Genomic DNA, 13,304 nt, shown 5'->3' with positions numbered 1-13,304 from the left:
TTACCCGTCACCCGTCCGGCGGCCCCCGGGCGCGCGGGAGGCCCTGGCACGGCTCATGCTGGCCTCATGAGCCCGAAGACCTCCGAGAGCCGTGGCAACGCCGGTGGCGGGACCGGTGGTGCGCGAGGGCTGCTGACGCCCGCCCGGATCGCCGTCGGGGCGCTCGCCCTGCTCGCCCTGATCTTCATCTTCGAGAACACCCGCGCCACCAGGATCCGGCTGCTGATCCCCGAAGTGACCATGCCCCTGTGGATGGCGTTGCTCGGCACGGCGGTCACCGGCGCCCTCTGCGGGGCCTATTTCATGCGCCGCCGGAGGTGAACAAGGGCCGCGCGTAAGGTGGCCGAGTGTCTGTGCACCGTGGATATCTCGCCGAAGGGCCCCGCGTGGGCATACGTCCGTTCGCCTACGAGGACGGCGGTGAGTTCATCGCCCGGGTGCGGGAGAGCCGGGAACTGCACCACCCCTGGCTGGCTCCGCCGGCGAGCCCGGACGCCTATGCCTCGTACGCGGGGCGGCTGATCGAGGATCCGACCAAGGCCGGGTTCCTCGTGTGTGAGAAGGGCAGCGCTGGCGCCGTCGCCGGGTTCATCAACATCAACAACATCGTCCAGGGCGGCTTTCTGTGCGGCGCCCTCGGATACGGGGCGTTCGCGCACGCGGCCGGGAAGGGGCTGATGGGCGAAGGGCTCGATCTCGTCGTGCGGTACGCCTTCGGGCCGCCGCTGCGGCTGCACCGGCTGGAGATCAACGTGCAGCCCGGCAACGCCGCCTCGATCGCCCTCGCCCGGCGCTGCGGCTTCCGGCTGGAGGGCTTCTCGCCGGAGTTCCTCTACATCGACGGCGCCTGGCGGGACCACGAACGGTGGGCGATCACCTCGGACATGCGCGAGCGCTGAGCCACGCCGCAGGCCGGTGGGCGGTTGTGCGCGGATACGTCGTGGCTGGTCGCGCCCCGCGGCGGAGCCGCTGATCGATACAGCCCCGCGCCCCTTCGGGCGCTACCGCTCCGTACGGCGGTCCGCGTACTCGTACACCGAACCGTCCGGATGCAGGGCGATCAGGTTGCGACCCGCCGGGGTCGCCACCGGGCCCGCCAGGACGCGGGCGCCCGACTCGGTGAGGACCCGGTGGGCCTCGTCGACGTCCGTCACCGCGATCGTCGCCACGATCTTGCGCAGCACGTCGAGCTCGGCCTCGGGACCGCTCATCAGCAGGAAGCAGCCGACCGCGGCGACGGAGACCCCGCCGCGCTCGAAGTGCTGGGCTCTGTCGCCCGCGAGCCGCTCGTAGAAGGGGACCGAGGTCTCCAGGTCGTCGACGCAGACGCGCAGCGTGGCTCCCAGAATGTCCATGGGGACAAGGGTAGTTGGGGTCGGCGGGGAAGGGAGATCGTTCCGCTCTCCTCAGCCGCCCGACAGCTGGGGCAGCACCTTCGTACGGTAGAAGTCGAAGAAGCCGCGCTGGTCGGGGCCGATCTGGCTGACGTAGACCCGGTCGAAGCCCGCGTCCGCGAAGGCGGAGAGTTCCGAGACGTGTTCGTCCACGTCGGGGCCGCAGACCGTGCTCTCGCTCACCATCGACTCGGTGACCAGCGGCTCCAGTTGCTCGAAGTGGCGCGGTGTGGGCAGGATCTGGGCCATCTCGCCGGGCAGCAGCTGGTTGGACCACAGCTTGTGCACCGTACGGACGGCCTCCTCGCGGTCGGGGCCGTAGCAGACCTTCGTGCCGCCGCTGACGAGTCCCGAGCCCCCGCCGCCCTTGCGGAACTGGGTCGTGAGGTCCTCGTCGGGGCCCATGGTGATGTAGCCGTCGCCCACACGGGCGGCGAGCGCCGTGGCCTGGGGGCCGAAGCCGGAGACGTCGATCGGGACGGGCTCGTCCGGGACGGTGTACAGGCGGGCGTTCTCCACGGTGTAGTGGGCGCCGCGGTGGTTGACCTCCTCACCGGTGAAGAGGCGGCGCATCACCTGGATCGCCTCCTCCAGCATCTCCAGGCGGGTGTGCGCGGGCGGCCACTGGTCGCCGAGGATGTGTTCGTTCAGCGCCTCGCCGGTGCCGACGCCGAGCCGGAACCGGCCGTCCGTCATCACCGCGCTCGTCGCCGCGGCCTGCGCCACCACCGCCGGGTGCATCCGCACGGTCGGGCAGGTCACGGCGGTCTCGATGGGCAGCGACACCGCCTGCGACAGCGCGCCGATCACGGACCACACGAAGGGGCTCTGGCCCTGGGCGTCGTTCCAGGGGTGGTAGTGGTCCGAGATCCACAGCGCCTGGAAACCGGCCTGTTCGGCCTGCCTCGCCTGCTCGACGAGTTCCGCCGGGCCGAATTCCTCGCACGCGAGGAAGTAGCCGTATTCGGGCATGGGGTAGCACCTCCGGATAAAAGGGCGGGTCGGGGCCTGCTCCGGGTACCCAGCGGACAGCGGGGAAACCAGCGCGCGGACATCGGACCCTGGTCGGCGGAACCGCGCCCCGGCGGACGTTTGGGTGCCCTGGTCAGGGGGACGCGAATAGCTCCGTACGTCGTCCACGACGGCGTTCGCACGACTGACCGAAGGTTCTGTACGCGCGACCTCGCCGGAGGCGAAAACGTGAGTCGACCCCGCATCCTGATCGTCGGCGCGGGCTTCGCCGGGTACCAGACGGCCCGCACCCTGGCCCGGCTGACCCGGCAGAAGGCCGACATCACCCTGCTCAACCCGACCGACCACTTCCTGTATCTGCCCCTGCTGCCCCAGGTCGCCGCCGGTGTCCTGGAACCGCGCCGGATCACCGTCTCCCTCCCCGGCACCCTGCCCCGGGTGCGCCTCGTGCTCGGCGAGGCCGACGCCGACGGCATCGACCTCGACGCGCGCACCGTGCGCTACACGGACCCCGAGGGCGAGAGCGGAACCCTCGGCTACGACCGGCTCGTCCTCGCCGTCGGCAGCGTCAACAAACTGCTGCCCGTGCCCGGCGTCGCCGAGAACGCCCATGGCTTCCGCGGTCTGCCCGAGGCGCTGTACCACCGCGACCACGTGATCCGCCAGGTCGAACTGGCGGCTGCCGCCGACGATCCCAAGAGCTGCGCGGCCCGCTGTACGTTCGTCGTGGTCGGCGCCGGCTACACCGGTACCGAAGTCGCCGCGCAGGGGCAGTTGCTCACCGACGCGCTGGTGCGCAAGCAGCCCCTGCGCGAGGGGATACGGCCACGCTGGCTGCTGCTGGACACCGCGCCGCGCATCCTGCCCCAGCTGGACGAGAAACTGGCGCGCACGGCCGACCGGGTGCTGCGTGAGCGGGGCGTCGACGTCCGCACGGGAACCTCCGTGAAGGAGGCCACACCCGGTGGAGTCCTGTTGTCCGACGGGGAGTTCGTCGAGTCGCGCACCCTGGTGTGGTGCGTCGGGGTCCGACCGGATCCCCTGGTCGAGAGCATCGGGCAGCCCCTGGAGCGCGGACGCCTGATCGTCGACCCGTTCCTCCAAGTCCCGGGCCGTCCCGAGGTGTTCGCGTGTGGGGACGCCGCCGCTGTGCCCGACCTGAACAAGCCCGGTGAGTTCACGGGGATGACAGCGCAGCACGCCTGGCGCCAGGGCAATGTCGCGGCCCGCAATGTCGCGGCCTCGCTCGGCATCTGCTCCCGGCGCGCCTACCGCCACCGTGACCTGGGGTTCGTCGTGGATCTGGGCGGGGTAAAGGCCGCCGCCAACCCGCTCGGCGTCTCACTGTCCGGGCCGCTCGCCGGTGCGGTCACCCGCGGCTACCACCTCGCGGCGATGCCCGGAAACCGGGTGCGGGTCGCGGCCGACTGGCTGCTGGACGCCGTACTCCCGCGCCAGGGCGTGCAGTTGGGGCTCGTGCGGTCCTGGTCGGTCCCGTTGGACACGGCTTCGCCCGAGCTGGCGCGGATGCCGGACGACGGGCGAAAGCCCCCGGGACACGTTCCCAAACAGTCCCCGCGACGGGCCGCGGAACAGTCCACCCCCTCGGAAGGAGAGTCGTGAACACCGCCGGACCCCTGCACAGCACCGCCGAACTCGCCGAGCTGGGCCAGCAGTTGCGCGTCGACAGCGTCCGCGCCTCGGCCGCCGCGAACTCCGGGCATCCGACCTCGTCCATGTCCGCCGCCGATCTGATGGCCGTACTCCTGGCCCGCCACTTCCGCTACGACTTCGACCGCCCGACCCACCCCGGCAACGACCGTTTCGTCCTCTCCAAGGGGCATGCCTCGCCGCTGCTCTACGCCGCCTACAAGGCGGTTGGCGCCATCGACGACGCCGAACTGCTCACCTACCGCGGGCTCGGCAGCAGGCTCGAAGGGCATCCGACACCCCGGCGGCTGCCGTGGGTCGAGACGGCCACCGGATCGCTCGGCCAGGGGCTGCCCGTGTCCGTCGGCATCGCGCTGGCCGGGAAGCGGCTCGACCGCACCGGATACCGGGTGTGGGTGCTGTGCGGGGACAGCGAGCTGGCCGAGGGCTCGGTGTGGGAGGCCGCCGAGCACGCCTCGTACGAGCACCTCGACAATCTGACCGTCGTTGTCGACGTCAACCGGCTCGGGCAGCGCGGCCCGACCCGGCACGGGCACGATCTCGACGCCTACGCCCGCCGGTTCAAGGCCTTCGGCTGGCACACCGTCCAGATCGACGGACACGATGTCGACGCCATCGACCGCGCCTACGGCGAGGCCCGGTCCACGACCGGGCAGCCTGTCGTCATCCTCGCGCGCACCCTCAAGGGCAAGGGCGTCGCGGCCGTCGAGGACCGCGAGGGAACGCACGGCAAACCGCTTCCGGACGCCGACGAGGCGATCGCCGAACTCGGCGGCCCCCGCGACCTCCGCGTCCGGGCGCCCGAGCCGCGCGCCGCCCGGGCACTGCACGCCGTGCGGACCGGACACCTCGAACTGCCTCGCTGGGACGAGGGGGAGGAGATCCCCACCCGGGACGCCTACGGGCAGGCGCTCGCCGCGCTCGGCAACGCCCGGGGCGATGTCGTGGTCCTCGACGCCGAGGTGAGCGACTCGACGCGCGCCGAGGCCTTCGCCAAGGAACACCCCGACCGGTTCTTCGAGTGCTACATCGCCGAACAGCAACTGGTCGCCGCCGCAGTGGGGTTGGCGGCGCGAGGCTGGATACCGTACGCGTCGACGTTCGCGGCCTTCATGACCCGCGCACACGACTTCCTGCGCATGGCGGCGGTCAGCGGGGCCGGCCTCAACCTCGTCGGCTCGCACGCGGGCGTCGCGATCGGCCGGGACGGGCCCTCCCAGATGGGCCTGGAGGATCTGGCGATGTTCCGCGCGCTGCACGGCTCGACCGTGCTGTATCCGTGCGACCCCCACCAGACCGCGCGGCTCGTCGCCACGATGGCCGGCCTCGACGGCATCCGGTATCTGCGCACCTCGCGCGGCGGGACACCGCTGCTGTACGGGCCCGACGAGGAGTTCCCCGTCGGCGGCAGCAAGGTACTGCGCACCGCAGGGCGCGAGGACCGGCTGACGGTGGTCGCGGCGGGCGTCACCGTCCACGAGGCACTGGCCGCCGCCGACGCGCTCGACGCCCAGGGCATCCCGGTGCGGGTGATCGACCTGTACTCCGTCAAGCCCGTCGACCGGCTCACCCTGCGCAGCGCGGCCGAGGAGACCGGCTGTCTGCTCACCGTCGAGGACCACCGCGAGGAGGGCGGCATCGGGGACGCGGTCCTCGACGCCTTCCTCGACGGACGGCCGCTGCCCCGTCTGGCACGCCTCGCCGTCCGTACGATGCCCGGCTCGGCGAGCCCCGACGAGCAGCTGCACGCCGCGGGCATCGACGCCGAGGCGATCATGGCGGCGGGCCGGCTGCTCGTGGAGGAGGTGATCGCGCCGTGAGCGACGGCGGGGTACGGCGGGTGCGGGCCGGGCGGCGGACCGTCGAGGTCCACCGGCCCGACAAGGTGCTGTTCCCGCGCGGCGACGACACCAAGGTCTTCGATCTCGATCCGGCGGTGGACGACTTCGCCCGGGTGCGGGAAACGGCCCTGTACCTGGGGGAGTCGCTCGACATGCTGCGGCTGCCGTCCGCGCCGATGACCACCGGCTCACGCGGGCTGCACATCGTCGTACCGCTGAGCGGTCACCACGGCTTCGACGAGGTACGGGAGTTCGCCGGAGGCGTCGCCGAAGTGCCGGCCGCCGCCCACCCCGACCGGCTGACCACCGCCGCCCGCAGGAAGGAGCGCGGCGACCGGCTCCATCTCGACGTGCAGCGCAACGCGTACGCGCAGACCGCGGTCGCGCCGTACTCCGTCCGGGCCGAGCCCGGGGCACCTGTGGCCGTTTTCCTCGGCTGGGACCAGCTGGACGACCCGGACCTGACCGCCCGTCGCTGGACGATCGCGGACGCGGTCGAGCAGGCGCGTACCCGACCGTGGGGCGGGCTGATGCGGCGCGGGCGGGCGCTGGGGCCGGCCCGGCGAAGGCTCGACGCGATGGTCTGAAACCGAAGCCGCACCACATCCACGGACGTACCTCAAGAGGAGCAGGAGTGAGCACGAGCATCGGCACGAACACGGGCAACGACACGAGCATCGGTACCTACGTCTACGGCATCACCGCCGCCGACCATCCCGAACTGCGTTCTATCGCCAAGGAGTTGCGGGGTGTCGGCGACCCGCCGCGTTCCGTGCGCGTCCTGACCGAGGGCGCCCTGGCCGCGATCGTCAGCGACGCACCCGAGGAACTGCGCCCCCGGCGCGAGGATCTCTTCGCCCACCAGCAGGTACTGGAGGAGGCGGGCGCGGCCGGCTGTGTGCTGCCCATGCCGTTCGGCAGCGTCGCACCGGACGACGACGCGGCCACCTCCGTACTGGCCGAGCGCGCCGAGCACTACACGGAGCGGCTCGAAGCCCTCGACGGCACCGTCGAGTACATGGTCGAGGTGAGCCACGAGGAAGAGGCCGTCCTGCACCGCGTGCTGGCGGAGAACCCGGAACTCCGAGCCCGCACCGAGGCCAACAGGCTTGCGGGCGGCGGCAGTTACGAGGACCGGGTGAGCCTCGGCGAGATGGTCGTGGCCGCGGCGCGGGCCCGGGAGGCCGAGGACGCCGTCGAGGTGCGGCAGACGCTTGAGCCGTCCGCGATGGCGGTGAGTGCGGGCGCCGAGCAGGCCGGCGGACCGGTCGGCGTGTCGTTCCTGGTGGCCCGGGACTCGATGGAGGCGTTCCTCGGCGTGGCCGAGCAGCTCCGCAAGGCGCGTCCGTACCTCGACGTACGGATCCAGGGGCCGCTGCCGCCGTACAGCTTCGTCGAACCGGGCCCGGCCGAGCCCGCGGGTTCCCCGACGGACACCGACAAGAGGACGGTATGAAGATGAACCGAGTGGAAATGGGCCTCGCGGTGGGCGCCGGATACGTCCTCGGACGTACGAAGAAACTGAAACTGGTCTTCGCCGTAGGCGCCGTCATAGCCGCAAAGCGTATGCAACTGAGCCCGCAGGCGGTCGCGGACCTGCTCTCCGGGCAACTGCGCGACAACCCGCAGTTCAAGGAGATCGTCGACCGGCTGCGCGAGGACCTGCGCGACCTCGGCAAAGCCGACCGCACGGAAGAGGTCGGAAATCGACCGGCATTCAAGGAGGACGGTGAGTGAATTGCCGCGGCCCGAGGACCGGATTCCGGTCCTCGGGCCGCGAAGCCCCCTGCTTTCCAGGGGTTGATCACCTGTTGACGCCGGCTACCAGCGATACCACCGACCCCTTGATCCGCTCGCGTTCGTGCCCCGCACCAGGAAGCCCAGCAGCCAGACGACGAGCACGATCAGTGCGATCCACCAGAGTATTTCCACCGCGAATCCGGCGCCGAAGAGAATCAGGGCCAGAAGCAGTACGAGCAGAATGGGAACCATTGTGAACCTCCTGGACTCCGAGTTTCCCGAAATCGGCGTCTCAGTCATCCGTGGAGGGAATCAGTCGGCCTTTCGGCAGAGAATCTCTCCGTGCGGGACGGTGAACCAGGCGTCCTCCTGTCGTCCCCACTCCCGCCATGCCTCCGAGACCGCCCTCAGCTCCTTTGGGGTCGCCAGCCCGCCTTCCATGGCCCGGTCCGCGTAGGCCGAAGCGACCGTCCGGTCCGCCCACAGGCCGCTCCACCAGGCGAGCTCGTCGCTGTCCGCGAAGGTCCATGTACTGGACGTGGCCGTGATGTCCGTCAGCCCGGCCCGCAGCGCCCACGACTTCAGCCGCCGCCCCGCGTCCGGCTCGCCCCCGTTGGCCCGGGCCACCCGCCGGTACAGGTCCAGCCAGTCGTCCATGCCCTTCGACGCCGGGTACCAGGCCATGGCCAGGTAGTCCGACTCGCGGACGGCGACGTACCCGCCCGGTCTGGTGACCCGGTGCATCTCGCTCAGCGCCCGCACCGGGTCACCCACGTGCTGGAGCACCTGATGGGCGTGGACCACGCAGAACGTGTCGTCCGGGAAGTCCAGCGCGTGGATGTCCGCGACCGCGAACCCGACGTTGCGGAGGCCCCGTTCGGCGGCCGTGGCCCGTGCCTGGTCCAGGATGCCCGGCGCCCGGTCGACGCCGGTGACCTGTCCGTCGGGGACCAGCTCGGCCAGGTCCGCGGTGATCGTGCCCGGACCGCAGCCGATGTCCAGGATCCGCATGTGCGGTTTCAGCGAGCCGAGGAGGTACGCCGCCGAGTTGGCGGCGGTGCGCCAGGTGTGCGAGCGGAGCACGGACTCGTGGTGCCCGTGCGTGTAGACGGCGGTCTCCTGCGGCTGCGACTGCGGCTTGGACATGGCCGTGCCCCTTCTCGTCTTCTCGAACGACCCGCTTCGAACGACTCGTTCCTCACCGTACGCAGTCGTGCCGAATAATGAGACCCGCGTCTTGGGATATGGACACGGTTCGTCAACGGTGAGCAGCCGGGGGTCAGTTCGGGTCGAGTGGCCGGTAGACGATCAGTGCCTCCGGGAGTTTCTCGAGTGTCACCCCACCCGCCACCTCCGTGACTTCGCCGTCGTACGCGAGAAGGGTGCCCGGCGCCACGTCGTCCACCTGGAGGCGGTGGACCCGGATGCCCGCGTGGGCGGGGGAGCGGGTCAGCGGGCCCGCCAGGGCCGCCGCGAGAAGGCGCAGCGAGGGTCCTCGGCCGCCGTGCACCACCCGTACGTCGAGCCGCCCGTCCGCCAGGTCGTACCGGCGGGCCGGGACGAGGCCAAGCCGGTGATAGGTGCCGTTGCCCGCGAACAGCAGCCACAACGGGTGGCGCCCGCCCTGGAGCCGGGCCTCCAGGGGACGGCGGCCGGAGCTCAGGACGCGTACCGCGGCGAACCCCCCGGCCGGCCGGCCACCGATCCGGTCGGACCAGCGCTCCCGTTCGCGCACCAGCTCCGGATGGACGCCCAGGCTGCAGGTGTTGAGGAAGACGCCCTCCTGGTCCCCGGACCGGAACCGGCCCACGTCCACCCGCACCGCCTCGCCCCGGCGCACCGCCCGGCCGACCTCCCGGGCGTCCTCGACGCCCAGGTCGAGCGCGAAGTGGTTGAGAGTGCCTCCGGGCACCACCGCGAGCGGCCGGCCATGGCGCAGGGCGATCCCGGCGGCCGTGTTCACCGTGCCGTCGCCGCCGCACACACCCAGCACCCGGCAGCGGGCCGCCGCCTTCTCCAGCTCGTCCCGGAGATCCTCCGGCGCGCACTCCACGATCTCCGCCAGCGGCAGCGCGTCCTCCAGCGCGCGGACCCGGTCCGCGGTGCCCGCCGCCGTGTTCGCGACCAGGACCAGACCCTCGCCGTCGGGCAGTGCCGGGGCCGTGGCGTGGGGCCGGGCCGGGGGCGCGGACCGGTCGCGGGTCGGCGCGAGCCTCCGTACGGCGAACGCGGCGCCCGCGCCCAGGGCCGCGCCCGCCAGGACGTCACTGGGGAAGTGGACGCCGGTGTAGACACGGGACATCGCCACCGAGAAGGCGATCGGCGCCACCACCGCGCCCAGACCCCGGGACTCCAGGGCGACACCGGTCGCGAAGGCAGCCGCCGACGCGGCGTGACCGGACGGGAACGACGTGGTGATCGGCTGGCGCTTCAGCTGCCTGGCCCTCGGCACGGCGTCCAGTACGGGGCGTGCGCGGCGCACCGAGCGCTTGCCGACCGTGTTGATCGTCGCGGAGGCCACGGCGAGGGAGGTGAGACCCCGGACGGCGGCCCGGCGGGCCCGGGGGCTCCCGGTGGCCGCGAGGGCGGCGGCCGTCGCGAACCACAGGACGCCGTGGTTCGCGCTGCGGCTCAGCCTCGGCAGGACCCGCTCGGCGCCGGGCCAGTGCCGGGTGGCGGCGGTCTCGAACAGCCGGAAGTCGAGCTTCAGCAGGTTCTCGCGCAGGGCGTGACGGCCGAGCTGCGGAACGGTGAGGTCGATGATGTCTGCGGTCATGACCCTCTGGGTACCCTGAAGTGAGCCTTTTTGTCTTGTCGCGCCGGTCAGGAGGCTCGTGTCGAGGTCGTAGGGCGAGAGGGAACCCGTATGCGTCTGCTGCTCGTCCGGCATGGCCAGACCCCGTCGAACGTGAAGTTCCTGCTGGACACGGCGGTTCCGGGGCCCGGACTGACCGAACGGGGGGAGCGGCAGGCCGCGGCCCTGCCGGAGGCGCTCGCGGGCGAGGACATCGACGCGCTGTACGTCTCCACCCTGACCCGCACGCAGCTGACCGCGGCCCCGCTGGCCGTGGCGCGTGGCCTGGAAGTACGGGTGCGGGACGGGATCCGGGAAGTGGCCGCCGGGGACCTGGAGATGCGGGGCGACGCAGGGGCCGCGCACACCTACATGACCACCCTGTTCGCGTGGGCGGCCGGTGACACGGAGCTGCGGATGCCGGGCGGGGAGAACGGGGTCGAGGCGCTCGGGCGGTTCGACGCGGTGGTCGCGGAGGCCGCGGACAGTGGCGTCGGGACCGTCGCCATGGTCAGTCACGGCGCCGTCATCCGGATGTGGGCGGCGGCCCGTGCGGACAACGTCGACGTGGCCTTCGCCGCGGAACACCGGCTCGACAACACCGGTGTGGTCGTGTTGGAGGGTTCGCCGGTGGACGGCTGGAAGGCGGTGTCCTGGGCGGGTGCGGTGGTGGCTGCGGCCGTGCCGGGTGAGAGTGGGCCTGCTGGAGAGCTTCTGGGCTCCGCTGGGTAGGTGGTTCCCTGGCCGGGGCCGGTGGGGGGTTGTCGCGCCCCGCGGCGGAGCCGCAGATCGATACAGCCCCGCGCCCCTGTCGGGGCGCATGTCGGCGGCCGTGCGTTTATGGGTTTGCCGGGGGTCGCCGTCGGCCCGCAGAATGCGCCTCATGGGACACCTCGAAGCAGCGCACCTTGAGTACTACCTTCCCGACGGGAGGGCGCTGCTCGGCGATGTGTCGTTCCGGGTGGGCGAAGGGGCCGTCGTGGCCCTCGTGGGCCCCAACGGCGCCGGGAAGACGACCCTGCTGCGGCTGATCTCCGGCGAGCTGAAACCGCACGGCGGCACCGTCAACGTGAGCGGCGGGCTCGGCGTGATGCGCCAGTTCGTGGGCTCCGTACGGGACGAGACGACCGTACGGGACCTGCTCGTGTCGGTCGCCACCCCGCGGATCCAGGACGCCGCAAAGGCGGTCGACCTCGCCGAGCACGGCATGCTGACCGTCGACGACGAGGCGGCCCAGCTCCAGTACGCGCAGGCCCTCTCCGACTGGGCCGAGGCGCGCGGCTACGAGGCCGAGACGCTGTGGGACATGTGCACCACCGCCGCGCTCGGGGTGCCGTACGAGAAGGCGCAGTGGCGGCTGGTGCGCACGCTGTCCGGCGGTGAGCAGAAGCGGCTGGTGCTGGAGGCGCTGCTGCGCGGCACGGACGAGGTGCTGCTGCTCGACGAGCCCGACAACTACCTCGACGTCCCCGGCAAGCGGTGGCTGGAGGAGCGGCTCGCGGAGACCCGCAAGACGGTTCTCTTCGTCTCCCACGACCGGGAACTGCTCTCCCGGTCCGCGCAGAAGATCGTTTCCGTCGAACCCGGGCCCGCCGGTGCGGACGCGTGGGTGCACGGCGCCGGGTTCGCCACCTATCACGAGGCGCGGGCCGAACGGTTCGCGCGCTTCGAGGAGTTGCGCCGGCGCTGGGACGAGAAGCACGCCCAGTTGAAGAAGCTGGTGCTGAACCTCCGTCAGGCGGCTTCCATCAGCCATGAGTTGGCGTCCCGCTACCAGGCCGCGCAGACCAGGCTGCGGAAGTTCGAGGAGGCCGGCCCACCGCCCGAGCCGCCGCGCGAGCAGGACATCACCATGCGGCTCAAGGGCGGCCGTACCGGCGTAAGGGCCGTCACCTGCAAGGGACTTGAGCTCACCGGGCTGATGAAACCCTTCGACCTGGAGGTCTTCTACGGCGAACGGGTCGCCGTCCTCGGCTCCAATGGTTCAGGCAAGTCCCACTTCCTGCGGCTGCTCGCCGGTGACACCGTGAACCACACGGGCGAGTGGAAGCTCGGCGCGCGGGTCGTGCCCGGCCACTTCGCCCAGACGCACGCGCACCCCGAGCTGGAGGGCCGTACGCTCCTCGACATTCTGTGGTCCGAGCACTCCCAGGACCGGGGCGCGGCCAGTTCCCGGCTGCGCCGCTACGAGCTGACCGCCCAGGCCGAGCAGCGCTTCGAGCGGCTCTCCGGGGGCCAGCAGGCCCGCTTCCAGATCCTGCTCCTGGAGCTGGAGGGCGTCACGGCGCTGTTGCTGGACGAGCCCACGGACAACCTCGACCTGGAGTCCGCCGAGGCGCTCCAGGAAGGGCTGGAGGCGTTCGAGGGTACGGTCCTGGCTGTCACGCACGACCGCTGGTTCGCCCGGTCGTTCGACCGGTATCTGGTCTTCGGCAGTGACGGGCGGGTCCGTGAGACCTCCGAGCCGGTGTGGGACGAGCGGCGGGTGGAGCGGGCCCGGTAAGGGGTGCTTCGCCCGGGCGGTCACGGGTACCCGGGGCGTACCGAAGGACTCTACGGAGCGGGGTGCCACCATGAACGGAGTCGACCCGGGCGGGTTGGACGACCAGCAGCTGATGAAGGAGCTGGAGACGATCCACCGGACCCGGCACGACACGCTGCTGCACGCGTCCAACGACGCGCTGCGCGCCCACAACGACCGTATGGCACAGCTGGAGGGCGAGTACCTGCGCCGCCACCCGCGCCGCCGGGTCGCCGCGGGCCGTACCCGTGAGGGCGCCCGGGACCGGGACTGCTCGCAGGAGTGAGCAACGGTGCCGCTGCCCGGGGCCCGAGGGCTCCCGGCAGCGGCACGGGCCGCAGCGGTGGATCTCAGCGGCGCACCGGGGGAGG

Annotated in this window: 13 protein-coding genes and 2 pseudogenes; 10 read left to right on the top strand and 5 right to left on the bottom strand. The window is 71.8% G+C overall.

The window, feature by feature from the left end; all coding sequences use genetic code 11:
* Nucleotides 1-66 precede the first annotated feature (66 nt).
* Both IEY89_RS19735 and IEY89_RS19730 read left to right on the top strand, forming a co-directional pair.
* Entirely contained in the window at nucleotides 67-321 is a 255-nt protein-coding gene (locus IEY89_RS19735; protein WP_189148767.1) for a LapA family protein, read from the top strand.
* A gap of 26 nt (nucleotides 322-347) precedes the next feature.
* The gene (locus tag IEY89_RS19730) at nucleotides 348-899 is read left to right on the top strand and encodes a GNAT family N-acetyltransferase (protein ID WP_189148766.1); all 552 of its coding nucleotides are present in this window, start codon (nucleotides 348-350) and stop codon (nucleotides 897-899) included.
* 102 nt (nucleotides 900-1,001) lie between these two features.
* Here the strand turns inward: IEY89_RS19730 and IEY89_RS19725 are convergent, their stop codons facing one another.
* Nucleotides 1,002-1,355 (bottom strand): VOC family protein, encoded by a 354-nt coding sequence (locus tag IEY89_RS19725; RefSeq protein WP_189148765.1) that lies wholly within the window; start codon nucleotides 1,353-1,355, stop codon nucleotides 1,002-1,004.
* Between the two features lie 51 nt (nucleotides 1,356-1,406).
* The gene (locus tag IEY89_RS19720) at nucleotides 1,407-2,366 is read right to left on the bottom strand and encodes an LLM class F420-dependent oxidoreductase (protein ID WP_189148764.1); all 960 of its coding nucleotides are present in this window, start codon (nucleotides 2,364-2,366) and stop codon (nucleotides 1,407-1,409) included.
* 228 nt (nucleotides 2,367-2,594) lie between these two features.
* Here IEY89_RS19720 and IEY89_RS19715 point away from each other — a divergent pair, with 228 nt between their 5' ends.
* The 5 genes and pseudogenes from IEY89_RS19715 to IEY89_RS19695 all read left to right on the top strand — a co-directional run.
* Nucleotides 2,595-3,989 carry an NAD(P)/FAD-dependent oxidoreductase gene (locus tag IEY89_RS19715; protein WP_189148763.1) on the top strand — a complete coding sequence of 465 codons (1,395 nt, stop codon included), beginning with the start codon at nucleotides 2,595-2,597 and terminating at the stop codon, nucleotides 3,987-3,989.
* Complete coding sequence (locus tag IEY89_RS19710; RefSeq protein WP_189148762.1) at nucleotides 3,986-5,857, top strand: transketolase; 1,872 nt, start codon at nucleotides 3,986-3,988, stop codon at nucleotides 5,855-5,857. Before IEY89_RS19715 ends, IEY89_RS19710 begins: the two co-directional genes overlap by 4 nt.
* Before the next feature lie 35 nt (nucleotides 5,858-5,892).
* Nucleotides 5,893-6,465, top strand: a pseudogene (ligD, locus tag IEY89_RS19705) (non-homologous end-joining DNA ligase LigD); the annotation flags it as partial.
* Between the two features lie 89 nt (nucleotides 6,466-6,554).
* On the top strand, nucleotides 6,555-7,334 hold the full coding sequence (locus IEY89_RS19700; RefSeq protein WP_189148833.1) for a GvpL/GvpF family gas vesicle protein: 780 nt from the start codon (nucleotides 6,555-6,557) through the stop codon (nucleotides 7,332-7,334).
* 2 nt (nucleotides 7,335-7,336) lie between these two features.
* A pseudogene (locus IEY89_RS19695) lies at nucleotides 7,337-7,561 on the top strand (DNA primase); the annotation flags it as partial.
* Between the two features lie 138 nt (nucleotides 7,562-7,699).
* Here IEY89_RS19695 and IEY89_RS19690 read toward each other — a convergent pair.
* From IEY89_RS19690 to IEY89_RS19680, 3 genes are all read right to left on the bottom strand, one after another.
* Nucleotides 7,700-7,870 carry a hydrophobic protein gene (locus IEY89_RS19690; RefSeq protein ID WP_189148760.1) on the bottom strand — a complete coding sequence of 57 codons (171 nt, stop codon included), beginning with the start codon at nucleotides 7,868-7,870 and terminating at the stop codon, nucleotides 7,700-7,702.
* A gap of 60 nt (nucleotides 7,871-7,930) precedes the next feature.
* Nucleotides 7,931-8,764, bottom strand: a complete 834-nt coding sequence (locus tag IEY89_RS19685; RefSeq protein WP_189148759.1) for a methyltransferase domain-containing protein — start codon at nucleotides 8,762-8,764, stop codon at nucleotides 7,931-7,933.
* Nucleotides 8,765-8,897: 133 nt separating this feature from the next.
* Nucleotides 8,898-10,394, bottom strand: a complete 1,497-nt coding sequence (locus IEY89_RS19680; RefSeq protein ID WP_189148758.1) for a bifunctional phosphatase PAP2/diacylglycerol kinase family protein — start codon at nucleotides 10,392-10,394, stop codon at nucleotides 8,898-8,900.
* 90 nt (nucleotides 10,395-10,484) lie between these two features.
* On the opposite strand from IEY89_RS19680, the gene IEY89_RS19675 reads away from it, so the two are divergent.
* The 3 genes from IEY89_RS19675 to IEY89_RS19665 all read left to right on the top strand — a co-directional run bounded on the left by IEY89_RS19675 (nucleotide 10,485) and on the right by IEY89_RS19665 (nucleotide 13,219).
* Nucleotides 10,485-11,144: a histidine phosphatase family protein gene (locus IEY89_RS19675; RefSeq protein ID WP_189148757.1), complete on the top strand. Its 660-nt coding sequence runs from the start codon at nucleotides 10,485-10,487 to the stop codon at nucleotides 11,142-11,144.
* A 151-nt stretch (nucleotides 11,145-11,295) separates the two neighbouring features.
* Nucleotides 11,296-12,915, top strand: coding sequence for an ABC-F family ATP-binding cassette domain-containing protein (locus IEY89_RS19670; RefSeq protein WP_189148756.1), 1,620 nt, complete (start codon nucleotides 11,296-11,298; stop codon nucleotides 12,913-12,915).
* 70 nt (nucleotides 12,916-12,985) lie between these two features.
* Nucleotides 12,986-13,219, top strand: coding sequence for a DUF6158 family protein (locus IEY89_RS19665; RefSeq protein WP_189148755.1), 234 nt, complete (start codon nucleotides 12,986-12,988; stop codon nucleotides 13,217-13,219).
* Nucleotides 13,220-13,304: the final 85 nt, after the last annotated feature.

It is taken from the genome of Streptomyces lacrimifluminis (assembly GCF_014646095.1).
GTDB classification, from domain to species: domain Bacteria; phylum Actinomycetota; class Actinomycetes; order Streptomycetales; family Streptomycetaceae; genus Streptomyces; species Streptomyces lacrimifluminis.
The sequence above is the reverse complement of the archived record's forward strand: the minus strand, read 5'-3'. Positions and strand labels throughout refer to the sequence as shown.